General features: G+C 70.8%; 22 protein-coding genes. 11 read left to right on the forward strand and 11 right to left on the reverse strand.

The genetic code is table 11. The features are described 5' to 3' along the window. Positions 1–110: 110 nt before the first annotated feature. The 3 genes from ON29_RS07790 to ON29_RS07800 all read right to left on the reverse strand — a co-directional run bounded on the left by ON29_RS07790 (position 111) and on the right by ON29_RS07800 (position 1,992). Complete coding sequence (locus ON29_RS07790; protein ID WP_040865483.1) at positions 111–680, reverse strand: carboxymuconolactone decarboxylase family protein; 570 nt, start codon at positions 678–680, stop codon at positions 111–113. Positions 681–787: 107 nt separating this feature from the next. Next, a complete protein-coding gene (locus ON29_RS07795) occupies positions 788–1,165 on the reverse strand; it encodes a nuclear transport factor 2 family protein (RefSeq protein ID WP_040865484.1) in 378 nt (125 codons plus the stop codon). Between the two features lie 41 nt (positions 1,166–1,206). After that, on the reverse strand, positions 1,207–1,992 hold the full coding sequence (locus tag ON29_RS07800; RefSeq protein ID WP_040865485.1) for a helix-turn-helix domain-containing protein: 786 nt from the start codon (positions 1,990–1,992) through the stop codon (positions 1,207–1,209). A 350-nt stretch (positions 1,993–2,342) separates the two neighbouring features. Between ON29_RS07800 and mihF the strand changes: the two genes are divergently transcribed. Next, on the forward strand, positions 2,343–2,657 hold the full coding sequence (gene mihF, locus ON29_RS07805) for an integration host factor, actinobacterial type (protein WP_040865486.1): 315 nt from the start codon (positions 2,343–2,345) through the stop codon (positions 2,655–2,657). A gap of 96 nt (positions 2,658–2,753) precedes the next feature. Here mihF and ON29_RS07810 read toward each other — a convergent pair whose 3' ends face one another. The 4 genes from ON29_RS07810 to ON29_RS07825 form a co-directional block, all read right to left on the reverse strand. Then, a complete protein-coding gene (locus tag ON29_RS07810; protein ID WP_051174974.1) occupies positions 2,754–3,293 on the reverse strand; it encodes a hypothetical protein in 540 nt (179 codons plus the stop codon). An 80-nt stretch (positions 3,294–3,373) separates the two neighbouring features. Next, positions 3,374–4,213, reverse strand: coding sequence for a formate dehydrogenase accessory sulfurtransferase FdhD (fdhD, locus tag ON29_RS07815; protein WP_040865487.1), 840 nt, complete (start codon positions 4,211–4,213; stop codon positions 3,374–3,376). A 208-nt stretch (positions 4,214–4,421) separates the two neighbouring features. Continuing rightward, positions 4,422–6,719, reverse strand: a complete 2,298-nt coding sequence (locus ON29_RS07820; protein ID WP_040865562.1) for an FdhF/YdeP family oxidoreductase — start codon at positions 6,717–6,719, stop codon at positions 4,422–4,424. Between the two features lie 236 nt (positions 6,720–6,955). Continuing rightward, entirely contained in the window at positions 6,956–8,146 is a 1,191-nt protein-coding gene (locus ON29_RS07825) for an FHA domain-containing protein (RefSeq protein WP_040865488.1), read from the reverse strand. Positions 8,147–8,736: 590 nt separating this feature from the next. Here ON29_RS07825 and ON29_RS07830 point away from each other — a divergent pair. Beyond that, entirely contained in the window at positions 8,737–9,408 is a 672-nt protein-coding gene (locus tag ON29_RS07830; protein ID WP_040865489.1) for a TetR/AcrR family transcriptional regulator, read from the forward strand. A gap of 43 nt (positions 9,409–9,451) precedes the next feature. Beyond that, a complete protein-coding gene (locus tag ON29_RS07835) occupies positions 9,452–9,970 on the forward strand; it encodes a GNAT family N-acetyltransferase (RefSeq protein ID WP_040865490.1) in 519 nt (172 codons plus the stop codon). Positions 9,971–9,983: 13 nt separating this feature from the next. Here the strand turns inward: ON29_RS07835 and ON29_RS07840 are convergent, their stop codons facing one another. Beyond that, positions 9,984–11,525: a glycerol-3-phosphate dehydrogenase/oxidase gene (locus tag ON29_RS07840; protein ID WP_040865491.1), complete on the reverse strand. Its 1,542-nt coding sequence runs from the start codon at positions 11,523–11,525 to the stop codon at positions 9,984–9,986. A gap of 45 nt (positions 11,526–11,570) precedes the next feature. Next, positions 11,571–12,197 carry a TetR/AcrR family transcriptional regulator gene (locus ON29_RS07845; protein WP_051174983.1) on the reverse strand — a complete coding sequence of 209 codons (627 nt, stop codon included), beginning with the start codon at positions 12,195–12,197 and terminating at the stop codon, positions 11,571–11,573. A gap of 158 nt (positions 12,198–12,355) precedes the next feature. Between ON29_RS07845 and ON29_RS07850 the strand changes: the two genes are divergently transcribed. Together ON29_RS07850 and ON29_RS07855 are read left to right on the forward strand one after the other, a co-directional pair. Beyond that, positions 12,356–13,933, forward strand: a complete 1,578-nt coding sequence (locus ON29_RS07850; protein WP_040865564.1) for an FAD-binding oxidoreductase — start codon at positions 12,356–12,358, stop codon at positions 13,931–13,933. After that, on the forward strand, positions 13,930–14,871 hold the full coding sequence (locus tag ON29_RS07855; RefSeq protein ID WP_051174975.1) for a YegS/Rv2252/BmrU family lipid kinase: 942 nt from the start codon (positions 13,930–13,932) through the stop codon (positions 14,869–14,871). Before ON29_RS07850 ends, ON29_RS07855 begins: the two co-directional genes overlap by 4 nt. Before the next feature lie 10 nt (positions 14,872–14,881). On the opposite strand, the gene ON29_RS07860 is transcribed toward ON29_RS07855, so the two are convergent. After that, on the reverse strand, positions 14,882–15,550 hold the full coding sequence (locus tag ON29_RS07860) for an AAA family ATPase (protein ID WP_245548859.1): 669 nt from the start codon (positions 15,548–15,550) through the stop codon (positions 14,882–14,884). 156 nt (positions 15,551–15,706) lie between these two features. Beyond that, the gene (locus tag ON29_RS07865; protein WP_040865492.1) at positions 15,707–16,300 is read right to left on the reverse strand and encodes a helix-turn-helix domain-containing protein; all 594 of its coding nucleotides are present in this window, start codon (positions 16,298–16,300) and stop codon (positions 15,707–15,709) included. 90 nt (positions 16,301–16,390) lie between these two features. Between ON29_RS07865 and ON29_RS07870 the strand changes: the two genes are divergently transcribed. The 6 genes from ON29_RS07870 (at position 16,391) to ON29_RS07895 (ending at position 26,462) form a co-directional block, all read left to right on the forward strand. Further along, on the forward strand, positions 16,391–17,317 hold the full coding sequence (locus ON29_RS07870; protein ID WP_040865493.1) for an NAD(P)/FAD-dependent oxidoreductase: 927 nt from the start codon (positions 16,391–16,393) through the stop codon (positions 17,315–17,317). A gap of 300 nt (positions 17,318–17,617) precedes the next feature. Further along, positions 17,618–20,296 carry a valine--tRNA ligase gene (locus tag ON29_RS07875; protein WP_040865494.1) on the forward strand — a complete coding sequence of 893 codons (2,679 nt, stop codon included), beginning with the start codon at positions 17,618–17,620 and terminating at the stop codon, positions 20,294–20,296. Positions 20,297–20,352: 56 nt separating this feature from the next. Next, positions 20,353–21,759 carry a bifunctional tetrahydrofolate synthase/dihydrofolate synthase gene (folC, locus tag ON29_RS07880; RefSeq protein ID WP_040865567.1) on the forward strand — a complete coding sequence of 469 codons (1,407 nt, stop codon included), beginning with the start codon at positions 20,353–20,355 and terminating at the stop codon, positions 21,757–21,759. Positions 21,760–21,874: 115 nt separating this feature from the next. Beyond that, positions 21,875–22,291, forward strand: coding sequence for a DUF4233 domain-containing protein (locus tag ON29_RS07885; RefSeq protein ID WP_040865495.1), 417 nt, complete (start codon positions 21,875–21,877; stop codon positions 22,289–22,291). 96 nt (positions 22,292–22,387) lie between these two features. Then, positions 22,388–22,804 carry a nucleoside-diphosphate kinase gene (gene ndk / locus ON29_RS07890; protein WP_040865496.1) on the forward strand — a complete coding sequence of 139 codons (417 nt, stop codon included), beginning with the start codon at positions 22,388–22,390 and terminating at the stop codon, positions 22,802–22,804. 469 nt (positions 22,805–23,273) lie between these two features. After that, complete coding sequence (locus tag ON29_RS07895; RefSeq protein ID WP_040865497.1) at positions 23,274–26,462, forward strand: translation initiation factor IF-2 N-terminal domain-containing protein; 3,189 nt, start codon at positions 23,274–23,276, stop codon at positions 26,460–26,462. The last annotated feature ends 87 nt before the right edge of the window (positions 26,463–26,549 follow it).

Consider the following 26,549-nt stretch of genomic DNA (forward strand, 5'->3'; position numbering starts at 1 on the left):
GTCAACACCTCCTATTCTTAGTGCATTCCGGGCTTTAACGACAGTCCGGAGTGCTCGCGGCGCCGAAGTGCCAGGTCGCTCCGCGCGTTTCCGCAGCGCCACGGCCGCTTTCACGCCCAGGGCACCCGGCAGGAATCCGTGCTGAAACCCTGTGCGGTGATCCCGAGCGCCGAATTGAACCGGGCGCGAGAGTTTTCCAGCGCGATGTGATAGCTGAGCTCGACCACGCCCGCTCGGCCGAAGCGCCGCTCCAGGTCGGCGACCTGCTCGTCGGTGGCCGCAGTCGGCGTGGCGGTCATCGCGTCGGCATAGGCGATGGCGGCGCGCTCGTCGTCGGAGTACAGCGGCGAGGTCGCGTAGTCGGCGATGTGTTCCAGCCGCGCGACGTCCAGTTCACCCAGGCGCATGAGCATGGCGCCGAAGTCGACGCACCACGAACAACCGATCGTCCACGCCGCGCGGTAGACGGCGATCTCACGGATGACGGCGGGCAGGGCGGTGCTGGCCTTGCCGACCATGGTTTCGTGGACGGCGTTGGCGGTGAGCAGTTTCGGGTGGTTGGCGGTGACGGCGAACGGCTCCGGCACTTCCCGGAAGCGGCGCTTGGCCAGCCGGTACAGCAACTTGGTCATCGGCCCGGCCTGCTGCGGGGTGACGGCGGCTATACGGGTGGCGCCCATGTCGATCTCCTTCGATCAGCGGATCTGGTTCCTACTTCTCGGACGAGAGACCGTGCCGGAATGTGATGGGGCGGCGATGTGACGTGGCGCACCCGGCCGCCGCGCGACTACTCGGGTTCGACCCGCATGTCCTCCTGACTCCAGTAGGCGCGCATCCCGGTGATCCGGCCTTCCTCGTCGAACTCCATCACGTCGATCGGCGACAGGACGAAGCGCTGTCCGCCGACCTTGGTGACGATGGTGAACGGGAACGCGGCCTGATTGCCCGCGATCCTCACGTCCTCGGGCCGCAACTCGGTCTCCCGATCCAGCGCGGCGATCACTTCGTAGAACTCGCGGATGGCAGCGTGGCCGCGCTTGGGTGGGGTGCCGACCGGGTCCTCCACGATCGCGTCGGGCGCGTACAGCGCCACGATGTCCTCGGTCGGGCCGGAGCCGACGAGCTTGACGTACTGCTCGACCACGTCGCGGATCTGCTTGGCCATCGAGTCTCCTCCGAAGTGAAACGTGTTCTAGTTTTTTCAGCCTAGCAAGTTCTCCTGCCCGATTCGATCCCCTCGGGCCCAGCCAGTACGACGATCTGAACGCCGGTGGCGAGCAAATCGGAGGCGGACAGCCCGAACAGGGTGCGGAACGCGTCGCTGAAGTGCGAGGGGCTGGCGAATCCGGCCTCGGCCGAGGCCGTGGTGAGGTTCGCGCCTCCGGCGATGGCGCGCCCCACGGCGAGCATCCTGGCCCAGAGGCGGTAGCGCCGGAACGAGGTCCCCGTCTGGGCGGCGAACAGGTGCAGGAAGCGTGATTCCGACAGATGTGCCGCCGCGGCGAACCGCGCGGCGGGGGACGTCGCGGCGGGATGTGCGTCGAGGTCGGCGAGCGCCGCCGCGATGCGGGTGTCCAGCGGGGGAATCGGCGCCGTACCGGCGAGGTCCGCCAGTGATCCCGGGTCGGGGCGAGCGCCGCCCGCCGCCGTGACCAGTGCGTCCTCCGCCGCATGGCACAGCCCGAACTCGTTGTCCCACCGCGTCATTCGCTCGCGGCAGACGCGAGCGGCGGGCGAACCGGGATCCGAGTAGCAGAACATCATGTGGTCACCGTCGGTGACCAGCCGGTGGACCCGGCGCGGCGGCACGAGGGCGCTGCGCGCGGAACGTGCGATGCCATCGGCCGCGAGGGTGAACGGAGCATCGATCCCGACCGCCAGGCAGTCGACCGCGGTCGAATGCGCGTCCAAGCGCAGTGACGGCCCGCGATAGATCGCCCGCCCGGCCCACAGCCAGAGCATCGCGGGCAATGTGTGCGGGGCGTTCGGCATGCCGCCATGCTGGCACGGCTGTGCGGGTGTGACCGTGTTCGGTTGTGTTCACCGCGGCGGGTACGGGGGATCGCCGTTGATCCCCCCGGTTCGACATTGAACCGTCTCCGTGCTCGGTGTTCGCTGGGTCTGTCGGGGAAGTCGCCGCCCGTGTTACCGCCGCTGTTCCTTTCGTCCTTTTCGCCCGTCGAGCGTCGGCCGTTCACCGGTTCCGACGGCGCGAACCGGGGAAATTCATCGCTATTTCCGCTGTTCGTGCCCCGGTGTGTCGAGCTTGCGCTCTCGGTGGCGTGCTGTTTACTCGGTCCGGTCAACCAGATGTTCGAGTGACGAGTGGAAGCGGAGGAGACATGGCACTGCCTACCATGACCGCAGAGCAGCGCACCGAGGCGTTGGCCAAGGCGGCTGCGGTCCGCAAGGCACGCTCCGAACTGATCGGCAAGGTGAAAGAGGGCAAGGTCTCGGTCGCGGACCTGCTGAAGAAGGCCGATTCCGACGAGCTGGTCAAGAAGACCAAGGTGGCCGCGGTGATCAAGGCCCTGCCCGGTGTCGGGCCGGTGAAGGCCGCCAAGCTGATGGACCAGGCGGAGATCCCCGAGGATCGCCGCATCGGTGGTCTCGGCGCGCGTCAGCGCGCGGCACTGCTCGAAGCGCTGAAGGACTGACGGGCGGGGAATTCGGCGGCGCATCCGCGGACGCACCGGATCACGCCCGTGGTGATCTCCCACGGGCGTCCCGCACTCGCCGACCGACCCGGCCGGTCAACGGGACGGCCGCGTACGGCGGCGCGGGAAACGCACCGTGACCGGCTGCGGATCCGACAAGGGGAGCTCGCCTCGCGGCGGGGCGAAGACGCAGACCGCTCCACCGGCCACGAGCAGGAACGCCGCGATCAGGCTGGCCGCGAAGCTCGCCGCGCCCATTTCGGCGGGCTTGTGCAGGACGTGGTACAGAAAATGGGGGACACCGAAGGTCAGCCACCCGATGCCCGCCATCCGGGCCGCCGTCGTCCGGTCGAGGACCAGCGCGGCGATCGTCACCGCGGTCAGCGCCAGGAAGAAGGACCCGACGTCGGCCGCCAAATGATGGTTGTACGGGCCGTCCGCCGCCACCCACCGAATGCCGAACCCCGGGAAACTGGTGTACCAGGAATGCGGCGCCAGGGTGGCCCAGAGGCCGACGACGGCTCCTTGCACCGCCAAGACGGCCAGCACGATCCGTGTGAGCAGCAGGCGGCGGTGCTGCTCGAACCGCATCCGCACCCGCAGGCCCTCGGAGTTCCCCTGCACCGAGATGCGCATCGGCCGCTCCGTTCTCGCCGAACCCGTTTCGGCTCCGTGCAGTCACGGTAAAACGGGTATCCGGCGCGGGCAATAGTGAGTCAGGCCAACAACGAGTCGGCGCCCGGCTCGACCCGAATTCGCTCGGGGACGCTGTAGACGTTCATGGTGTCGCCGCGGAGGAAGCCGACCAGGCAGAGCCCGGCATCGACAGCCAGGTCGACCGCGAGCGAGCTGGGTGCGGAGACCGCGCCGAGCATCGGGATTCCGGCCATGACGGCTTTCTGCACGAGTTCGAACGAGGCGCGCCCGCTCACGATGAGCACCAGATCGTGCGCGGGGACCCGGGATTCGCGCAGTGCCCAGCCGATCACCTTGTCCACCGCGTTGTGCCTGCCGATGTCCTCGCGCACCGCCAGCGGCCGGCCTTCGGGGGTGAACAGGCCCGCGGCGTGCAGGCCGCCGGTGGCGTCGAACACCGACTGCCGGTCACGCAGCATGGCCGGCATGGCGGCCAGTGCGCGGGTGTCCACCGCGGGCACGCCGGGCGGCAAGGGAAACCGGGTGCGGGTGCGGACCTCTTCCAAGGCGGTCTTGCCGCACAGCCCGCAGGCTCCCGTGGTGAGGAAGGAGCGGGTCGGCGCCCGGACCGGGGTGCGCAGGGTGACGTCGAGGACGTTGTAGGTGTTGCGGCCCTGGTCGTCGGTGCCCGCGCAATAACGGGCCGCCACGATGTCGTCGGCGGAGCGGATGATGTCCTCGCTCAGCAGGAAGCCGTGCACGAGGTCGATGTCATCGCCGGGGGTGCGCATGGTGACCGTCAGCGATCGGCCGCCGATGCGAATTTCCAGCGGCTCTTCGACAGCGAGGGTGTCCGGACGCTGGATGTCCGCGTCCGGAGTGATCCGTCGCATCCGGCGGCGGGCGGTGACGCGACTCATGCGCTGTGCCTCTCGCCCTGCGTGGTTACGCTGCGCTGCCGCCTCCGGGCCTGACCGCTCATGCTGTGTCTGTTGTCGGCATGAGCGGGGCCCTGCGTGGTTACGCTGCGCTGCCGCCTCCGGGCCTGACCGCTCATGCTGTGTCTGTTGTCGGCATGAGCGGGGCCCTGCGTGGTTACGCTGCGCTGCCGCCTCCGGGCCTGACCGCTCATGCCGGGCGGGCCTCGAGCCGGATGGTGACCGCCTTGGAGACGGGTGTGTTCGACCGTTTCGCGACGTGGTCGAGCGGCACCAGGGGATTGGTTTCGGGATAGTAGGCGGCGGCGTTGCCGCGCGGCGTGGGGTAGGAGACGAGGCGGAAGTTCTCGACACGGCGTTCGGTGCCGTCGGTCCATTCGGAGACGATGTCGACCGGATCGCCGTCGCTGAAGCCGAACGCGGCGATGTCCTCGGGGTGCACCAGCACCACCTTGCGGCCATGGTGGATGCCGCGGTAGCGGTCGTCGAGGCCGTAGATGGTGGTGTTGTACTGGTCGTGGCTGCGCAGGGTTTGCAGGATCAGCCTGCCCGCCGGGACCGGCAGCCAGGTCAGTTCGTTGACGGCGAAATTCGCCTTACCGGTGGCAGTGCGGAATTCGCGGGCATCGCGCGGCGGATGGGGGAGCTGGAATCCGTTGCGCTCGCGGACTTTCGCGTTGTAGTCGGAGCAGCCGGGCACGACACGGGCGATGGCGTCGCGGACGCTGTCGTAGTCGCGGGCGAAGCGCGCCCACGGCACCGCGTGATCGGCGCCGAAAAGCGCTTGGGCGAGTTCGCAGACGATGGCGACTTCGCTGCGCAACTGCTCGCCGACCGGCTTCAGCCGTCCGGTGGACAGGTGCACCATCGACATCGAATCCTCCACCGAGACCTGCCGTTTGGTGCCGTCCGGGGCGAGGTCGAGATCGGTGCGGCCGAGGGTGGGCAGGATGAGGGCGGTGCGGCCGTGCACGATCTGGCTGCGGTTGAGTTTGGTGGACACCTGCACGGTGAGGGCGCAGCCGCGCAGCGCGGCCTCGGTCACGGCGGTGTCGGGGGTGGCGGAGACGAAGTTGCCGCCCATGCCGAAGAAGACCTTCGCGCGTCCGTCGCGCATGGCGCGGATGGCCGCGACGGTGTCGAGGCCGTGCTCGCGCGGACTGGTGATGCCGAACTCGCGGTCGAGGGCGTCGAGGAAAGCCTCTGGCATCTTCTCCCAGATGCCCATGGTGCGGTCGCCCTGCACGTTGGAGTGGCCGCGCACCGGGCACACGCCCGCACCCGGCTTGCCGATCATGCCGCGCAGCAGCAGCAGGTTGGTGGCCTCCTCGATGGTGGCCACGGCGTGGGTCTGCTGGGTCAGGCCCATCGCCCAGCACAGGATGATGTTGCGGGAGCGAGCGAACGCCTCGGCGGTGCGCTCGAGTTCTGCCCGGCTCAGGCCGGTGGCCTCCAGCACGGTGGCCAGATCGACCGCGCGCACGTGCTTTTCGTACTCGGCGTAGCCCGCGCAGTGGGCGTCGACGAACTCGCGGTCGACGACCGTGCCCGGCGCGCGATCCTCGGTTTCCAGCAGTAGGCGGCCGAGCGCCTGGAACAGGGCCAGATCGCCGCCGAGGCGGATCTGCAGGAAGTCGTCGGCGATCGGCACGCCGGTGGTGACGCCCTTGACCGTCTGCGGGTCCCGGAAACCGAGCAGCCCGGTCTCCGGCAGCGGGTTCACCGCGATGATCCGGGCGCCCTCGGCCTTCGCGGCGGCGAGCGCGCTGAGCATGCGCGGATGGTTGGTGCCCGGATTCTGTCCCGCGACGACGATCAGATCGGCCTTGGCGAAGTCGTCGATGGAGACCGAGCCCTTCCCGATCCCGATCGAGCCGATCAGCGCCGCCCCGGAGGACTCGTGGCACATGTTGGAGCAGTCCGGCAGATTGTTGGTGCCGTAACTGCGCACCAGCAGCTGATAGAGGAACGCGGTCTCGTTGCTGGTGCGGCCGGAGGTGTAGAACACCGCCTCGTCGGGGGAGCTCAGGCCGCGCAGGGTGTCCGCGATCAACCGGTAGGCCTCGTCCCACGCGATGGGGGAGTAGTGGGTGTCGCCGGGCCGCAGCACCATCGGATGGGTCAGCCTGCCCTGCTGCCCGAGCCAGTAACCGGACTTCTCGCTCAGTTCGGCGAGGGAGTGGGTCGCGAAGAACTCCGGGGTCACCGTGCGCAGCGTGGCTTCCTCGGCGACTGCCTTCGCGCCGTTCTCGCAGAACTCGGCGGGCCTGCGGTGACCGGTCGGCTCCGGCCACGCGCAGCCGGGGCAGTCGAAGCCGTGCACCTGATTGACCCGCGCCAAAGTGCGGGCGGTCCGGATGACACCCATCTCCTCGACCGAGCGCTTCAGCGCCACCGCGACGGCGGTGACACCCGCGGCCTGCTCTTCGGGCGGGGTCACCGTCAGCTCGGACTCGTCGATGTCCCGCTTCGGTCCGTTTCGGTGCATGCCGCCATTGTCCTCTTCGCGCCGCCCGAACCGGGCGGGGACCGGCTGACCGGCCGTCGCCACGCCCGAGCCGTGGCATACCGCGAGGTCACCCGCCGCGCCGGAGCGGCGAGATGTGGGGGGTGCCGTTGTCGCCCTGCCACTTGTCGGCCCTGGTGAACAGGCATCGCCGTGGCCGGATGGGGCCGGTCGTGCAGGGGCCGTTGTCGGAACCGGTCGGTCGAGGGATCCGGCGGTCAGGAGCGGCGGCGCGCTCCGGCGATATCGGTCGCGCCCGTGCGCTGCTCGTCGCCGCGGTAGGTGAGGACTCGCTCGCTGATGCGGACGCGCCAGCCCGGCGGGAGCTCGGTCGGGGTGGTGCTGATCCGGGTCCACTGGTCGGTGCCGGGACCGGCGATGAAGGTGCCGGAGGTCGCGGCGGCGTCTCGGACGTAGACCTTGCCGCCGTCGACCGACACGTAGGCGTGCACGCGCGAGACGTGGCGGTCGCGCTGGATGACGATCGGGGTGGCGGCGGCGACGCGGACCGATTCGTCCACCTGCGGTCCGCGTCCGATCACATAGGCGCGGTTCAGCGGGTAGGCCGCGCCCTCCTCGGTGACCAGCGCGCCGACCGCGGCCTCGCCGGACAATGTGGCCGGGTGCGGAGTTCGCGTTCCGCTGTGCTCGAGCGGATTGCGCAGGGCGACCGATTCGTGCGCGGGCTGCACATGGGACCACGCGAGCGGTCGATCCGTGGCGGGCCGTGGCGGTCGTGGTTTGGCGAGGGGCCTGGCCGACTCGGTCGGCCGGACGGTCGGCGCCGCGTCCATACCGGTCGGCGCAGCCTGGGCGACGGCGTCGGCGGCACCCGTGGGTTCGGGCGTCGCCGCGAAACCGGCCGCCGCCGTCGGCTCGGGCTCGGCCTGCGCTGAGGGCGCGGACGTGCGCGGCTCGCCGGCCTTCCCGGCGCGTCGCACCGCTGCCTGTAAGACGAAGCCGCCGCCGGGCACCACGCCGGCGCGCAAGTCGGTGCGCGGGAGCGCGGTCGGCGGCGTGCCGGTGTCCGCGCCGATCGTGATGCGGCGCACCGGTTCGCGCACGATCTCGTCCACCCAGGTGAACGCCCGGCCGCCGTGGAGCAGGCGGGTGCCCTCGGCGCCTTGGATTTCCGCGGTCACCGATCCGCGCAACAGGATGAGCATGCCGTCGTCGGTCGGCGCGACCACCCCGAACGGCGGCGGCCGCACCGTACTGCCGAAGATCACCGCGGCCAAGCGTTGCGCCAGTGCGGCGCCGGGATGCTCCCCTTCGGCCACGGCTTCGATGGTGCCGAGTATTCGGTCCGTGGAGGTCGTTTCGGGCCCGAGGTAGGCGACGACCGCGCCGAAGCGGGCGACGAGCCCGTCGCCCGGTGCGACTCCCACGGTGGACGGTTTACTGCGCACCCGCGCCCTCCTTCCCGGCGCACTACCGGCATACCGAAGCCAGCATAGAGCGTCGGCGACGGCCGAACCGGGGTCTGCGAGCATCGCGAAGTGGAATGCGGATCCGGTCCGCCGCGCCGTCCAGCGGCCGAATCGCATTCTGTCGCGTACGTTCTCGCGCGCGGTCCCTGCCGCCGTCGCGGGGGCTGTGAGCTGCGCGTTGTGGTCTTTTCCGCACTCGGCGGCGGTTCATACTCGGAGAATCCGGACTATGTCGTGAGTCACAACGCGAAGATGCTCGAAACGCCACTCGCCGAGGAGTCAGGCCCAATTGCACCGGACCGCATTCCCGGTCCGGTGCCTGCGCCACGCCCCAGCACGACCACCGGGTTGCGGCGCGGGGCTCGCCGAGTCGGGCTGACGGCTGGGCCGCTTGTGTCACCCACACGAACCACGGCCTTGTCGCGCGGACCGTGCAGCAGCGTGTCGAGGTTCCTGGTGGCCTGATCGTGCCGCCGTGACGCTCCTGGCCCGGTGTCCGGGACATGGTTTGGGGTTGCGGACCTGCGCCGGTCACCCGAACGGCGTTCGTCCCTGGTTATGCTCGGCTGATGAGCGCAGCAGCCGTCAGCCGCCGGGCCCGCCCGGCCAAAGCTCCGCTGAGTCGCGAGGTGATCGTCGAGACCGGCCTGCGCGTCCTGGACCGGGACGGCGCGGCGGCGCTGACCATGCGCCGGGTGGCTCAGGACCTGGATACCGGCGCGGCCTCGCTGTACGTGTACGTCGCCAATCGCGACGATCTGATGGCCGCCATGCTCGACCACGTCCTCGGTTCGGTGCCGGAACCCGCCGGGGCGGGCTGGCGGGAACGGCTCACGGCGCTGGCCGACGCCATGGTGGCGGCGATGAGCAGGCACGAAGGGCTGGCGCTGGTCGCGCTCGGGGTGATTCCGAGCAGTCCGAACGCGTTACGGCTGATGGAACTGATGCTCGGCTCGCTCGCCGAGGCGGGACTGGACGATCGGACCGCGTCATGGGCGGTGGACCTGCTCTTTCTGCACATCACCGCGTCGGCGGCCGAACAGAGCGCGCACAATACCGGCGGCGGTACCGAGCAGGAGTACCTCGCCGCGATCGAGCGGCGCTTCGCCGAATTGCCCGCCGACCGTTATCCGACCGTCGTGGCCATGCGGGACGCCTTGTTGTCGGGCGACGGGGACGCGCGTGCGGCCTGGGCCGTGCAAGTGCTGCTCAACGGCATCCTCGCCACGCGGGCGGAGTGAAATTCGCTGGCCCGCGCCGCGGTTGCGGGATCACAATGGGCCGATGATCCGGGCCGCGACAACCGAAGACCTCACCGTGCTGCAAGACATCGAACGCGCGGCGGGCGCGCCGTTCGCGGAGATCGGGATGACGGCCGTGGCCGACGACGAACCTCCTTCGACGGCCACGTTGCGCGAGTTCCAGCGGGCCGGCCGGGCCTGGGTGTGGACCGACGACGACCTACCGATCGGCTACCTGGTCGCGGGCGTGATCGATGGAAACGCGCATATCGAGCAGGTCTCGGTGCGCCCGGACCACGCGGGACGCCGGATCGGCAAGCGGTTGATCGACCGGGCGGCCCGATGGGCTGCCGCCGCGGCGCTGCCCGCGATGACGTTGACCACGTTCACCGAGGTGCCGTGGAACGGCCCGTACTACCGGCGGCTCGGCTTCCGGTACCTGTCGGCGGACGAGGAGACCCCGGGGTTGGTCGCCGTGCGTGCCGCCGAACAGGCGCACGGCCTCGACCGCTGGCCGCGCGCGTGCATGCGCGCGGAGCTGTGCGACTGGTCGATGGACTGAGCACGCTGCGCTGTCAGGCGACGGCGCGCACGGCCGCGGCCGCCGCGGCGGCCCGGTCCTCGTCGATCAGGCCGACGCGCGTGCGCCGATCCAGCAGATCCCCGGCCTCGAGCGCCCCCTCGTGGGAGACCGCGAACGCGAATTCGGCGCCGAGCACGTCGATGCCGGGCGCCACCGGCTCGGCGAGCGACGGATCGCGGCGCGCGGCGGCCAGCACGGTGGCCGCCTCACTGCCGTAGCGCTCGATCAGCACGGGCGGGGCGTCGATGCGGTCGCGCGCCGCGCCGGAGACCGCACCCACCAGTGGCAGCCGCCGGGTGCGGCACGGCCCCGCGGCGAGGTCGCCGTGCGCGACCGCCGCGTCGATGACGTCCTCGGCCATCTTCCGGTAGGTGGTGAGTTTGCCCCCGACGATGGTGATGATCCCGGTCGGGGAACACAGCACGGCGTGCTTGCGGGAGATGTCGGCCGTGCTGTCGTCGGCGGTCTGCAACAGGGGACGCAATCCGGCATACGAGCCGCGAATATCGTCGCGGGTCAACGGCTCACGCAGGGCGGGATTGATGGTGTCGAGCAGGAAACCGATCTCGTCGTCGGTGGGCTTCGGCTCGTCGGGTACCGGGCCCGGCGCGTCCTCGTCGGTCAAGCCCAGATACACCCGGCCGTGCGCGGCGGGAAAGGCGAAGACGAAGCGGCCGACGCTGCCGGGCACCGGCACGGTCAGCGCCGCGGTGAGGCCGCCGAAGGACGCGGCGGAGAACACCAGATGGGTGCCGCGGCTCGGGCGCAGCCGGATGCTCGGATCCACCTGATCCGCCCAGACGCCGGTGGCGTTCACCACGGTGCGCGGCCGCACCGTCAGGGTCTCGCCGGTGCGGGTGTCGCGTAGAGTCGCCGAATCCCCGGTCACCTCGCTCGCTTCGACGCGGGTCAGGATCCGCGCGCCGTGGGCCGCCGCGGTGCGGGCCAGCGCGACGACCAGGCGCGCGTCGTCGACCAGTTGCCCGTCCCAGGCCTGGAGGCCGCCGCGCAGGTCCGCGCGGCGCACGGTGGGCGCCAGCCGCACGGCCTCCGCCGCGGCGACGCGCCTGGACCGGGGCAGGATCGCCGCGGGGGTGCCCGCGCCGCGCCGCAGCAGATCACCGGCCAGGAAACCGGCGCGCACCAGCGACGCTTGCGCCGCACCGACATTCGGTAGCAGCGGCACCAGTTGGGGCAGCGGGCGCACCAGATGCGGCGCCGTGGTGCGCATGAGGATGCCGCGTTCCACCGCGCTCTCGTGGGCGATGCCGACCCGGCCGCTCGCCAGATAGCGCAGGCCGCCGTGCACCAGCTTGGAACTCCAGCGGCTGGTGCCGAAGGCAAGGTCGTGGCGCTCGACCAGCACGGTGCGCAGTCCGCGGGCGACAGCGTCCAAGGCGGCGCCCGCGCCGGTGACGCCTCCTCCGATCACCAGGACATCGATCTCGGCGCCGTCGCCGAGCCGGGACAGATCCGCGGCGCGGCGCGCGGCGTTCAACGCGGAATCTCCGGTTTGCCCCGAATCAATGGTCATCACAATGCCTTTCGGATGCGGCGGAACCGGGCTGACGCGTACTCATCACGGCCGCTTTCGGGCGGAGTCTTCGACCGCTTCGCGGGCGTGGTCGTCGAGATACCCGTCGATCGCGCGACGGAGTTCGGTGTCGAGGTGCTCACCCGCCAGCAGCGGCGCGACGGTGCCCGCCGACTGCACCGCGGACTGGGCGATCAGCAGCAGCATCGTGGCCATCCGCTCCGGATCGCCCGCGCGGATGGAACCGTCCCGCTGCCCGTCGCGGATGCCCGCCGCGAACAGCTCGATCAGCGCGCGCTGGTTGCGCCCCAGCCTGCCGAAGACGTAGGTGAGCATCAGATCTGTGTCGGTGCGGAAGATCTTGCCGAACAACGGATTCGACCGGATCATCGCCGCTCCGGCGACCACGCCCTCGACCAGCCGGACGCGTGCGCTGCCCGCGGACGGCATGGTGGCCGCCACGATGCCGCGCAGTTCGCGGACGAGCAGTTCGGCCACCAGCGCACCGGTATCCGGCCAGCGGCGGTAGACGGTCGGCCTGCTGACGCCCGCCCGGCGCGCCACCTCGGTGAGCGTGGTGCGGCGCACACCGAACTCCTCCACGCAGGCGCGGGCGGCATCGAGGATCGCCAGGTCGGTCGCCGAGAGGGCGGTCTCGTCGGGAGCGGTCAAAATCACCACCGGTGGTAGGTCGGCCGACGGCGAATCGTCGGCGAGGTTCGAGCGTGCGTTACTGCTTGACAGTCTATGTCAAACTGTAACGCATGGTGGACACGCAGCAGACCGACGGCGATCCGGCTCCGTCGGCAAAGACCGGCCCGGCCGCGAGTATGGTCTGGGATGCCTGGGGTATCCCGGCTGGGCACCAGTCGCTTTCGGAGCGGATCCGTGGTCTGCTGACGCAGGTGTTCGGAGTGTCCGGCAATCCGGTGGCGCGCCGCGATGAGGGCGACGTGCCACTGCGCGAATCGGCGTTGACGCCCGCGCGGCGAGCCGGGCTGGTCGAGGTGGTCGGCGCGGAGAACGTGTCGGCCGACCACCGCGATCGGCTGCGGCACGCCGGAGGGAAGAGCACACCCGATCTGCTGCGCCGCCGGGCCGAGGGGCCGCAGGACGCGCCGGACGCCGTTGTCTTCCCCGCCGACCACGACGAGGTCCTCGCCGTGCTCGCCTACTGCGCGCGCCACGCCGTCGCGGTGGTTCCGTTCGGCGGCGGCACCAGCGTCGTCGGCGGCGTCGATCCCGTGCGGGGTCGCTTCGACACCGTGATCGCCCTTGATCTGCGCAGGCTCGACCGGGTCACCGAGATCGACCCGATCAGCGGCACCGCCACGCTCGGCGCCGGTCTCACCGGCCCGCGCGCGGAGGAACTGCTCGGCGCGCACGGACTGTCCCTCGGCCACTTCCCGCAGAGTTTCGAGTTCGCCACCATCGGCGGCTTCGCGGCGACGCGGTCGTCCGGCCAGGCCTCGGCGGGCTACGGCCGCTTCGACGACATGGTGCAGCGGCTGAAGATCGCCACGCCGGGTGGCACGCTCGAGCTCGGGCGCGCCCCGGCTTCGGCCGCCGGGCCGGACCTGCGCGAACTGTTCGTCGGATCGGAGGGAACGCTCGGTGTGATCACCGAGGTCACCCTGCGGGTGCACCCGGTCCCGGAAACCGTTGCCTATCAGGCATGGTCGTTCCCGGATTTCGCCACCGGCGCCGCCGCGTTGCGCGCGGTGGTGCAGGCGGGCGCGGCCCCGACGGTGCTCCGGCTCTCCGACGAGGCGGAGACCGGGATCAATCTCGCGCGCTCCGGCGATATCGGCGGCAACCCGGTGGCGGGGTGCCTGGCCGTCACCACCTATGAGGGCAGCGCGGCGCACGTCACCGCGCGCAGCGCGGAAGCGGGTGCCGTGCTGGCCGCGGCGGGCGGCTCGGCCCTGGGGGAGACACCGGCCCGGGAGTGGGAGCACGGTCGTTTCGCCGCGCCGTACCTGCGTGACGCGCTCCTGGATGTCGGCGTGCTCTGTGAAACCTTGGAGACCGCTACCACCTGGTCGAATCTGAACGCGCTGAAGGCGAAGGTGACCGCGGCGCTGACCGAGTCGCTGGCGGCGCAGGGGACGCCGCCCCTGGTCATGTGTCACATCTCGCACACCTACCCGACCGGCGCGTCGCTGTACTTCACCGTCGTGGCCAAACAGTTGGACGACCCGCTGGCCCAGTGGCAGGCCGCCAAACGCGCCGCGGGTGACGCCATCGTCGCGGCGGGCGGCACCATCACCCACCACCACGCGGTGGGCACCGATCACCGTCCCTGGGTCCCGGACGAAGTGGGTGACCTCGGCGTGCGTGTCCTGCGGGCGGTGAAGGTCGAACTCGACCCGGCCGGCATCCTGAATCCCGGAAAGCTGGTGCCGTGAACGACTATGCACCGGTGCGCAAGGTCACGGTGGTGACCAATCCGCGGTCCCGGCACGGCAAGGGAAGCGATGCGGCGACCGCCGCCATCGCCCGCCTGCGCGCGGGCGGCGCCGAGGTCACCGAGGTGTGCGCTCCCTCGGCCGCCGAAACGGTTCGGCAGGTGCGGGATTCGGTCGCGGGCGCGGCACCCGATGCCGTGGTCTGCATCGGCGGTGACGGGCTGATCAACGTGACCCTTCCGGCCGTCGCGGAGACCGGGGTTCCGCTCGGCATGATCCCCGCGGGCACCGGCAACGATCTGGCGAGGGAACTCGGAGTGCCGACCGACGATCCGGTCGCCGCGGCCGCACTGGTGTTGCGCGGGCGGACCAGGACGATCGATCTCGGGCGGATCGAGTCGTCCGTGCCGCCGATGTGGTTCGCCACGGTGGCCGGTACCGGATTCGACGCGCGCGTCACTCTGCGCGCCAACGATATGCGCTGGCCGAGAGGCAGACTGCGCTACACCGCCGCCGCGCTGGCCGAGATCTCCGGGCGCTTCACGGTGCCCTACCGGGTCGAACTGGTGGACGCGGTGACCGACGGGCTGACCAACCCCGGCACGGGCTCGGTGCTGGAGACCGAGGCGGTGATGGTCGCGGTCGGTAACACCCGCACCTACGGCGGCGGCATGCTGATCTGCCCGGACGCGCTCATGGACGATGGCCTGCTGGATCTGACCGTGGTCGGCGCGTTGTCGCGCGGGGAGATGCTGCGCCTGCTGCCCGCGCTGTCGGCGGGCAAACGCCAGGATCACCCGGAGGTCAAGCAGTTCCGCGCCGCCGCGGTCACGCTCACCGCGGCGGGCGCGCCCGCCACCGCCGACGGCGAACCGGCGGGCACCCTGCCGATCACCGTCCGGGCGGTCCCCGCGGCGTTGACCGTTCTGGTGCCCTGACCAGCGCCGATCAGGCGAAAGTCACGCAGCGCAGGTGGTTCACGGTCGCGCGGTCGACGATGACCACCGACCGCGACGCGAGGGCGGCCGAGCGGTGCTCCGTCGACACCGCGCGCATCAGCCGCCGCCAGCGCCGCACGTGCAGCCGGAACGCCACGTGATTGATCCGCCTGCCACGGCTGTGCTGGCCTGCGCGCGCCACCGCCGCGGGCACGTCGACCATGAGCAGGTGCAGTTCGCGATCCGCCGCCCAGTGCTCGATCAGGGTGCGCGCCCAGCGGAACGTGGCGCAGTCGTGGATGACGACCGGGCCGGTGACCTCGCGCAGCGCGGTACGAATGGCCAGGAAGTGCGCGGTGTGCACCAGCGGGCGCCACAGCAGGTAGGGCAGCCACCACAGCTTGGGGCGCCAGCGATTGCGTGCCTGCATCGAGTCGAGCACCAGCACCCCGGCGGCGCTGCGCGACGGCGCGGTGGCCGCGGCATCGGCGCCGAAGAACTTGCGCAGCGCGGTGCTCTTGCCCGCGCCGGGGACGCCCGCGACGATCAGCGCCGCCGCGGCGGGGTACCGGATCTCCGCGATCGCGCGACCGCGCAGATCGTGCAGCGCGTCCGGGACCAGGATCGGCAGCCGGGGTTCGGGACCGTGCGCGTACACGGATTCCAGCGGGGGGTTCACCTCTCCAAGCGTCCGCAGCCGACACGTGTTCGGCAACCGGGAAAACCCTGGTTTTTCTTGGGGATTCACCGGAGGTGGGACGCCTGGGGTATTCACCCTCTCCAGGGTCCTTCGTTTTCACCGTTTCGGCAATATCGGACATTTCAGACAGTGTGATCACCCCGGTTTGCGACCCGCCGACCGTGCGCGCAAATGCATTCGTTCACCCTGTGACCCGAAAAGGCTCAGGATTTCCACCGGGCCCCGGCCCGCGCTGCCGAACCAATGCGGTTGGCGGGTGTCGAATTCCGCGGCCTCGCCGGGGCCGAGCACCAGATCGTGCTCGCCGAGTACCAGCCGCAGTCGTCCGGAAAGCACGTAGAGCCACTCGAAACCCTCGTGCACCTTCGGTTCGGGGTCGCAGCGCTCGGGCGGAATGACGATCTTGAACGCCTGTAGTGGTCCCGGCTGCCGGGTGAGCGGAAGGATGGTGATTCCGTTCAGCTTTCGCGCCGTGGAGTGGACGCGGGGATCGGCGATCTTGGGCGCGGCCACCAGTTCGTCCAGCGGAACCTGATGGGCCATCGCGATCGGCAGCAGCAGTTCCAGACTGGCTTTTCGCTGGCCGGACTCCAGCCGCGAGAGCGTGCTCTTGGAGATTCCGGTGCTCTCCGCCAGCGCGGTGAGTGTGACGTTGCGGCGGGTGCGCAGCGCTTTCAGCCGTGGGCCTATGTCGGCGAGGGCCTGGGTGACGGCCGGTGGTGTTGACATGTCCCCAGTGCACTCCGATTTCCCTGATTTGGCAATTTTAGTTGCTGAATCGGGACGGGGGCGGCACGGTGTCCGTGGAGGTGATCGCGAATGAGCGAGACATACGACGTAGTGATCGTGGGTGGCGGTGCGGCGGGACTGTCCGGGGCGCTGGTCCTGGCCCGCGCGCGGCGGCGAGTCGCGGTGGTCAGGGGCGGTGCGCCGCGCAACGCCCCGGCCGAGCACATGCACGGGTTCCTGTCCCGGGACGGGATGCCACCGGCCGAGCTGCTGGCCACCGGGGCCGCCGAAGTCACGAGCTACGGAGCGGAACTGATCGATGACGTCGTCGTCGGCGCGGAACGGACGGCGGAGTCGGACTACACGCTGCGGCTGCGCGGCGGCGGGGCGTTGCGGGCTCGCCGCGTGCTCGTGGCCACCGGGCTGCGCGACGAGCTCCCGGAGCTGCCCGGAGTGCGTGAGCGCTGGGGCCGCGACGTGCTGCACTGCCCCTACTGCCACGGTTACGAGGTCCGCGACCAGCCGATCGGGGTGCTGGGCGGTGCGGAATCCGGCGCCATGGCCCGCGCGGTTCATCTGGCAATGCTGCTGCCGCAGTGGTCGGACGACGTCGTCTTCTTCCCGAACACGATGTCCCTGTCCGAAAGTGATCGCGCTCGCCTGGAGGCCCGCGGAGTCCGGCTGATCGAGGGCAAGGTGGCCCGGTTCGTGGTGGACGATCGGCTGCGCGGCGTGGAACTGGCCGACGGGCGAGCGGTGCCGAGGACGGCGATGTTCGTCACGCCGACCTTCCGTGCCAACGACGACGTACTGGTCGGGCTCGGCTGCGCGTTCGACGCCGACGGCTGGGTGGTGACCGACGCGACGGGGCGCACCAGCGTGCCGGGTGTCTGGGCCGCGGGCAACGTCGTCAATCCGGCAGCCCAGGTGATCTCGGCCGCCGGGGCGGGCTCCACCGCCGCGATCGCGATCAACGCTGACTTGGTGTCGGCCGACGTCGCCGTGCTCGCCCGTTGAGGGGGAATATCGAGGTACGAAACGCGGAAGCTGAGAATTACTTATGGATTCCAGGCCCGGCCTCGGATCGCCGGTAAGCTACTGACATAGGCGGAGTGTTCGGTGTCCCTCATCCACCGAAGACTCCGCCTTCCTTTGTCTTCGTCACATAATGCAGCTCCGTACGGTTCGTATCGAGCGCCACTCGGCGGGCGGATATGCCTCCGATTTCCGGCATGGCGCCCACCGGCGGATCCGCGGGAGCGGTGACCGGGCCGACCGACCCGAAGTCGGCGGATCGAAGCGCTCTAGAATCGCGGGGTGACCAGCGCAGCCCCTGACAACACGCGTAATCGTGCCGATGCCCTCCCCAAGAGCTGGACTCCCAGCGAGGTGGAGGCCGAGATGTACGAGCGCTGGGTAGCCGCGGGCTATTTCACCGCCGACCCGGGCAGCGGCAAGCCGGCCTACTCGATCGTGCTGCCGCCGCCGAACGTCACCGGCACCCTGCACATGGGCCACGCGCTCGACCACACCCTGATGGACACGCTGTCGCGCCGCAAGCGCATGCAGGGCTACGAGGTGCTCTGGCTGCCCGGCATGGACCACGCGGGCATCGCCACCCAGACCGTGGTGGAGAAGCAGCTCGCGGTGGACGGCAAGACCAAGGAAGACTTCGGCCGCGAACTGTTCGTGCAGAAGGTCTGGGACTGGAAGCGGGAGTCCGGCGGCGCCATCCAGTGGCAGATGCGCGCGCTCGGCGACGGCGTGGACTGGAGCCGGGACCGCTTCACCATGGACGAGGGCCTCTCACGCGCCGTGCAGACCATGTTCAAGCGGCTCTACGACGCGGGCCTGATCTACCGTGCGGAGCGGCTGGTGAACTGGTCGCCGGAGCTGCGCACCGCGATCTCCGACATCGAGGTCAAGTACGAGGACGTGGAAGGCGAGCTGGTCTCGCTGCGCTACGGGTCGCTGGACGACGACCAGCCGCACGTCGTCGTGGCCACCACCCGGGTGGAGACCATGCTCGGTGACACGGCGGTGGCCGTGCATCCGGAGGACCCGCGGTACCGGGACTTGCTCGGCACCACCCTGGAACATCCGATCACCGGGCGGCAGATTCCGATCATCGCCGACGACTACGTCGATCCCGAGTTCGGCTCGGGCGCGGTGAAGATCACACCGGCGCACGACCCCAACGACTTCGAGATGGGTCTGCGGCACGGCCTGCCGATGCCGACGATCATGGACGAGCGCGGCCGGATCACCGGCACCGGAACCGAATTCGACGGCATGGACCGGTTCGAGGCGCGCGTCAAGGTGCGTGAGCGGCTCGCGCGGGAGGGCCGGGTGGTCGCCGAGAAGCGGCCGTACCTGCACAGCGTCGGGCACTCCGAGCGCACCGGCGAGCCGATCGAGCCGCGCCTGTCCATGCAGTGGTGGGTCAAGGTCGAGTCGCTGGCCAAGGCGGCCGGTGACGCCGTGCGCAGCGGCGACACCGTGATCCACCCCAAGAGCCAGGAGCCGCGCTGGTTCGGCTGGGTCGACGACATGCACGACTGGTGCATCTCGCGTCAGCTGTGGTGGGGCCACCGCATCCCGATCTGGTACGGGCCCGAGGGCGAAGTGGCCTGCGTGGGGCCCGACGAGCAGGCGCCCGAGGGCTGGGTGCAGGACCCGGACGTGCTCGACACCTGGTTCTCCTCCGGCCTGTGGCCGTTCTCCACGATGGGCTGGCCGCACGCCACCGCCGAGCTGGAGAAGTTCTATCCCACCAGCGTGCTCGTCACCGGCTACGACATCCTGTTCTTCTGGGTGGCGCGGATGATGATGTTCGGCACCTACGTCGCCGAGGACGCCGCGCTGACCGCGGGCAAGAGCGGCGAGCGGCAGGTGCCGTTCAAGGACGTGTTCCTGCACGGCCTGATCCGCGACCAGTTCGGCAAGAAGATGTCCAAATCGCGCGGCAACGGCATCGACCCGCTGGACTGGATCAACACCTTCGGCGCCGACGCCACCCGGTTCACCCTCGCGCGCGGCGCGCAGCCCGGCGGTGACCTGTCGGTCGGCGAGCCGCACGTGCTCGCCTCGCGCAGCTTCGTGACGAAGCTGTTCAACGCGACCAAGTTCGCGCTGATGAACGGCGCGCGGGTGGGTGATCTGCCCGATCGGGCGCAGCTCACCGACGCCGACCGCTGGATCCTGGACCGGCTGGACGCGGTGCGCGCCGAAGCGGACGCCGCGTTCGACGCCTACGAGTTCGGCAAGGCGTGCGAGGCGCTCTACCACTTCGCCTGGGACGAGCTGTGCGACTGGTACCTGGAGCTGGCCAAGGTGCAGTTCGCCGCCGACGGGGCCCGCGCCGAGGCGACCCAGCTGGTGCTCGGGTCGGTGCTCGACGCCGTGCTGCGCCTGCTGCACCCGGTCATCCCGTTCGTCACCGAGTCGTTGTGGCAGGCGCTGACCGGCGGTGAGTCGGTGGTGATCGCGCCGTGGCCGCAGGCCTCCGGGGTGCCGGCCGATCAGGAAGCGGCGCAGCGCGTCTCGGACACCCAGCGGTTGATCACGGAGATCCGGCGGTTCCGCAGTGATCAGGGCCTGGCCGACAAGCAGAAGGTCGCGGCCAAGCTGATCGGCGTGGACGAGGCGGGGCTCGGCGAGCAGGCGGCGTCGGTGGCGAACCTGGCGCGGCTGACCGAGCCCGGCGCCGACTTCGCCGCGACCGCGTCGGTGGAGGTCCGCCTGAGCGCGGGGACGGTCACCGTGGAGCTGGACACCTCGGGCGCGGTCGACCTGGACGCCGAACGCCGCAGGCTGGAGAAGGATCTGGCCGCCGCGCAGAAGGAATTGCAGGGCACCGCCGCCAAGCTCGGCAACGAGGCCTTCCTGGCCAAGGCGCCCGAACACGTGGTCGACAAGATCCGAGACAGGCAGCAGGTCGCCTCCGACGAGGTGGCGCGCATCGGGGCGCGACTGGCGGAGTTGAGCGGAAAGTGAACCACGAGCCGGAACCGCAATACGGCGACGACGAGCGCCGTGGCGGCGGAGCGCGACTGGGCTCCGGCCCGTCGCCGGTGGAACTGGCCGAGATGGCGCTGGTCGAGGCCGAACTCGACCGGCGCTGGCCGGAGACCAAGATCGAGCCGTCGCTCACCAGGATCGCCACGCTGATGGACCTGCTCGGTTCGCCGCAGCAGAACTACCCGGCGATCCACGTCGCGGGCACCAACGGCAAGACCTCGGTGACCAGGATGATCGATGCGCTGCTCACCGCGCTGCACCGGCGCACCGGCCGGATCACCAGCCCGCATCTGCAGCTGGCCACCGAGCGGATCAGCATCGACAACGCGCCGATCACCCCAGCCCGGTACGTGGAGCTCTACCGCGAACTGCTGCCTTTCGTCGAGATGATCGACAAGCAGTCGGCGGCCGCGGACGGGCCTGCGATGAGCAAGTTCGAGGTGCTCACCGGCATGGCATTCGCGGCCTTCGCCGAGGCGCCGGTCGACGTCGCGGTCGTCGAGACGGGGATGGGCGGCACCTGGGACGCCACGAACGTCGTCGACGGGCAGGTCGCGGTGATCACACCGATCGGCCTGGATCACACCGACTACCTCGGCCCGGATCTGACCTCGATCGCGGGGGAGAAGGCCGGGATCATCAAGCGGGCCCCGGAGAGCCTGGTACCGCGCGACAACGTCGCGGTGATCGCGGAACAGGACCCCGAGGCGATGGAGGTGCTGCTGCGCCGCGCCGTGGCAGTGGACGCAGCGGTCGCGCGCGAGGGCGCCGAGTTCCGCGTGCTCGCCCGGCAGATCGCGGTAGGCGGGCAGCAACTCGAATTGCAGGGACTGGGCGGGGTGTACGACGAGATCTTCCTGCCGCTGCACGGCGAGCACCAAGCGCGCAACGCGGTGCTCGCGCTCGCGGCGGTGGAGGCGTTCTTCGGCGCAGGCGCGCAGCGCAGACTGGACATCGACGCCGTGCGCGCCGGTTTCGCGAGCGTCACCAGCCCCGGGCGGCTGGAGCGGATGCGCAGCGCGCCGACCATCTTCATCGACGCCGCGCACAATCCGGCGGGCGCGCGAGCGCTGGCCGCGACGCTGACCGAGGAGTTCGACTTCCGCAAGCTGGTCGGTGTGGTCGCGGTGCTCGGTGACAAGGACGCCGGGGGCATCCTCGCCGCCCTGGAGCCGGTGTTCGACGAGATCGTCGTCACCAGCAACGGTTCGCCTCGGGCGCTGGACGTGGAGACCCTCGCCGACCTCGCGGTGCAGCGGTTCGGCGACGAGCGCGTGGTCTCCGCCGCCACCCTGCCCGACGCGCTGGAAACCGCCATCGCGATCGCCGAAGAGGTGGGCGAGGCGGGCGAGATGGTCTCCGGCGCGGGAGTGGTGGTGACGGGGTCGGTGGTCACGGCCGGGGCGGCCCGCGCGCTGTTCGGCAAGGACCCGGCGTGAGCGCCGGGCTCGCCGACGGCGGCCTGGGTGAGCACGGCGGGTCCGCGCTCGTCGAGAACCGCCGCACGAGCGCCAGACACCCCGAGAGCCCGGCGGATGCCGAGGAGGGCACAGCATGAGCGAACCGGCCGACCGAGGCGAGCAAGCGGTACCCGCGCCCGCGACCGACCCGTGGAAGGGCTTCCGCGGGGTGATGGCGGGAACGTTGGTGCTCGAGGCGATCGTGGTGCTGCTGGCGCTGCCGGTGGTCGCCGACGTCGGCGGCGGGGTGACCTGGCTGTCCGGCACCTACCTCGTGGTTCTCGCGGTGGTGATGTTCCTCGGGGCGGGGGTGCAGCGGCGGTCCTGGGCGCTGCCGTTCAACCTCGGGCTCCAGGTGCTCGTCCTGCTCGGGGCGTTCATCCACGTGTCCATCGGCGTCATCGGCGTGGTGTTCGGCGTGGTCTGGGGCTTCCTGCTGGTGCTGCGCGCGGACGTGCGGGGCCGGATGGAGAAGGGCCTGCTGCCCAGCCAGCGCATCCAGCGGTCGTAGCCGCAGGGCACGCGGGCGCGGCCGCAGGGCCACCGGGACGCCGGTCGGCCGACCGCTGGTGCGGTGCCCGGAAGTGTGCCGGATAGGCTGTGCGCCGTGACTGAGCAGACGTTGGTACTCATCAAGCCGGACGGTGTGGCCCGTGGCCTTGTCGGCGAGGTGCTGGCACGTATCGAGCGCAAGGGCCTGAAGATCGCCGCCCTCGAACTGAAGCACGTATCCGTAGAACTGGCCGAGGGCCACTACGCCGAGCACGCCGAGAAGCCGTTCTTCGGGTCCCTGATCGAGTTCATCACCTCGGGCCCGGTCGTCGCGGCCATCCTGGAAGGCCCCCGCGCCATCGCGGCCTTCCGCCAGATCGCTGGCGGCACCGACCCGGTGGAGAAGGCCGTGCCCGGCAGCATTCGCGGAGACTTCGCTCTGGAGACCCAGGAGAACCTGGTCCACGGCTCGGATTCACCCGAATCGGCCAAGCGCGAGATCGCGCTCTGGTTCCCCGATCGGCCCGCCTGACCGGGTCCCGAGCGCCGTGCCCGCGCCGCCGCGACCGGCGTGTTCGCGCCGCGGGCCGGACCGGTTCGAGCGCCGATGGCGAACGCCCGGCGCGCGGTGTGGGATACTGGCATCGGCTGCTTTCGATGCCGACTGTTCGTGCAGGTGCGCGAACGAGACGTGACGAGCGCAGCCGGATGACACCACGGTTCGATGCCGATCATCGCTGCCATGGACAAACGGCCTGGTTACAGGGTCGGCTGTCCGCGCAGGCACGCTGGATGAGCGCTCGTACCGCGGAGTTCAGCCATACAGCCAGGCGCCGCGTGACCAGTTAGCCCGAACGACGAAAAACCGAGAGATAACCGGGCACGCGGGGCGAGACCACTTGAACTCGCGCCCACCGGGTGCGGGTCGGACGGACAGCGCCCCCGCGTCGGCCGCGTCACTCCCGCCGGGAGGGACGCGCCCGGGGGCCCGAGGAGACTTCGTGGCCGATCAAGAGCCGCTGGAAACAACATCACAGGATGCCGAACAATTGCCGGAGCGAATCCGAGTTCATGCACTCGCCAAGCTGCTGGGGGTAACGAGCAAGCGCATCCTGGCCAAGCTGACCGAGATGGGGGCGGACGCGCGCAGCGCCCAGTCGAACGTCGACCGGGCCGTCGCGGAGTCGGTGCGCGACGCCTTGGTGACGGTCGAGGCGGACGCCGCGGCCGCGCAGCCCGCCGCGGGCCAGGTAGACGCCTCTGCGTCGGCGCGGACCGCCGAGCCTCCCGAAGACGCCACAGCGGAGGCGGCGAACGCCCCGGTCGCCGGCGGGCAACCGGCCCGATCCGGCCGGGAAGCGCCCGCCGAGACGCCCTTCACCGGGGCCGGGGTCCTCTTCTCCGCGCCGGAGGTGCCGGGCGCCACGCCCGTGCCGACCGGCACTTCGGCTACCCAGCACACGCAACTGTTCACCCACTCGGAGCGACCGGAGCCCGAGCCGGTGGCCCCGGCGGTGTTCGAGGCCGCCGCCGCGGTGCAGGCGCCGCTGTTCCTGTCGCCGGACGCCGCGGCGGCCGAGCAGGCGCGTAAGCAGCGTCGCGCCGAGCGCGACACTCGGCGTACCGAGGAGCGGGCGCCCGAGCCCGCCGAGGACGAGACCGAGCCCGCCGAGGACGAACGCGAGTCGGCCGACCAGCAGGACGACGAAGGACAGCCCCGCCGCAGGCGCCGTGGTCGCCGCGGACGCGGACGCGGCCGTGGTGAGCAGCAGTCCGACGGCGATGGCGATGGCGACGAGAGCGAGTCCGAGAACGAGGACGAATCGGCTCCCGAGACCACCGAAGCCGCCGAGGCGGCGGAGTCCGCCGAGACCGCCGAGGGCGAGGGGGACGACGAGGACGGTGCGCCGGAAGGCTCCACCCGCCGTCGCCGTCGCCGCCGTCGCCGCAAGGTGGCCGGCGAGTCGGGTGATAGCGAATCGGCCGACGACGATCCGCCGAACACGGTCGTGCACGAGCGCGAACCGCGCAACAAGACCCGCAGCCGCGCCGCCGCGGCCGACGAGGTCCAGGGCATCACCGGCTCCACCCGGCTGGAGGCCAAGCGGCAGCGCCGTCGCGACGGACGCGAGGCGGGCCGACGCCGGCCGCCGATCCTGACCGAGTCGGAATTCCTGGCCCGGCGCGAAGCCGTGGATCGCGTGATGGTCGTGCGCGAGAAGTCCTTCCCCGACCACCCCACCGCGACCCAGGTGGCCGTACTCGAGGACAACGTCCTGGTCGAGCACTTCGTGACGAGCACCGGTTCGGCGTCCATGGTCGGCAACGTCTACCTCGGCCGGGTGCAGAACGTCCTGCCCAGCATGGAGGCCGCGTTCGTCGACATCGGCCGCGGCCGCAACGGCGTGCTCTACGCCGGTGAGGTCAACTGGGAGGCCGCCGGGCTCGGCGGCAAGGAGCGCAAGATCGAGCAGGCGCTCAAGCCGGGCGATCAGGTGCTGGTTCAGGTGAGCAAGGACCCGGTCGGCCACAAGGGCGCTCGTCTGACCACGCAGATCAGCCTGGCCGGGCGCTTCCTGGTGTACGTGCCCGGCGGCACCTCCACCGGGATCAGCCGCAAGCTGCCCGACACCGAGCGCAAGCGCCTGAAGGAGATCCTGCGCGACATCGTGCCCTCCGACGCCGGTGTGATCATCCGCACCGCCTCCGAAGGCGTCAGCGAGACCGAGCTGGCGCGCGACGTGGAGCGGCTGCAGGCCACCTGGCGCACGATCCAGCAGCAGACCGGCAAGGACAACAACGCGCCCAAGACGCTCTACGAAGAGCCGGACCTGCTGGTCAAGGTCATTCGCGACCTGTTCAACGAGGACTTCTCCAAGCTGGTCATCGAGGGTGACCGGGCCTGGAGCACGGTGGAGAAGTACATCGGCACCGTCGCGCCGGACCTGCTCGCCCGGGTCAACCGGCACGAGAACAACGGCGTCGACGTGTTCGAGACCTACCGGATCGACGAACAGCTGGCCAAGGCGCTGGATCGCAAGGTGTGGCTGCCCTCGGGCGGCACCCTGGTGATCGACCGCACCGAGGCCATGACGGTGATCGACGTGAACACCGGCAAGTTCACCGGTTCCGGCGGCAGCAACCTGGAGGAGACCGTCACCAGGAACAACCTGGAGGCGGCCGAGGAGATCGTGCGCCAGATGCGGCTGCGCGACATCGGCGGCATGATCGTCGTCGACTTCATCGACATGGTGCTCGAGTCCAACCGCGACCTGGTGCTGCGCCGCCTCACCGAGGCGCTGGGCCGGGACCGCACCCGCCACCAGGTCTCCGAGGTCACCTCGCTCGGCCTGGTGCAGATGACCCGCAAGAAGCTGGGCACCGGCCTGGTCGAGGCGTTCTCCACCACCTGCGAGCACTGCCACGGACGCGGCATCCTCGTGCACGCCTACCCGGTGGAGCCCGGTTCCGGCGAAGAGGCCGCCGGGCGCACCAAGGAGAGCGGTTCGCGCAGGCGTCGCGGCCGGGACAAGAGCGCGCAGGCACCGGCACAGCCCGCCAACGGGGCCGGACCCGTGGTCGAGCCCGAGGAGGATGCGGCCGTCAAACGGGCGCATCCGGTCGCGCTCGCGATGGCCGCGCACCACTCGGAGGAGACCGACGAGGAGCCCGAACCGGCCGAGGAGACCGCCGCCGAGCCGCGGGCCGCGAGCGCCGAGCAGCACGCCGACGAGCGAGTGGCCGCCGAGACCGTCGAGGCCGCCGTGGCGGTGCCCGCCGAGGAGCCGGAGACCGAGCCCGCCGAAGTGGTCGAGGTCATCGAGGAAGTCGAGCGGGTCGAGCCGGTACCGGCGCAGGAGCCCGCCGCCATCGAGAAGCCGGTTCGGGCTCCCGAGGCCGAGCCGGTCCCGGCTGCCGAGGCCGTCCCGGCATCGGAGAACGGTGCCGCCGCCAACGGTGTCGCCGAACCGACAGCGGGCCGTCCGCCTCGTCGCCGGAGGGTTGCCCGTTCGGCCGCGGCGCCCGCCGCGGACAGTTCGGGAGCGGTGTTCGTGCTGCCCACGGCGGAGCAGGCGCCCGCGCCCGCGATCGACTACGCCCAGCCGGAACCGGTCGAATTGCCGCAGCGCGGTCGGCCGCGCAGACGGGCGGTCGGCCGCCCGGCAGGCGCGCCGGACGCGTCGCACTGAGTCGTCGCGTACGTTCCGTGGTCCCCGCCTGCGTCTCCGGCGGGGGCCACGTGCGTCTCGGCAGCGAACCGGTGGCATTGCCCGGCA

Origin of the sequence: Nocardia exalbida NBRC 100660, assembly GCF_000308575.1 — a bacterium.
GTDB lineage: Bacteria > Actinomycetota > Actinomycetes > Mycobacteriales > Mycobacteriaceae > Nocardia > Nocardia exalbida.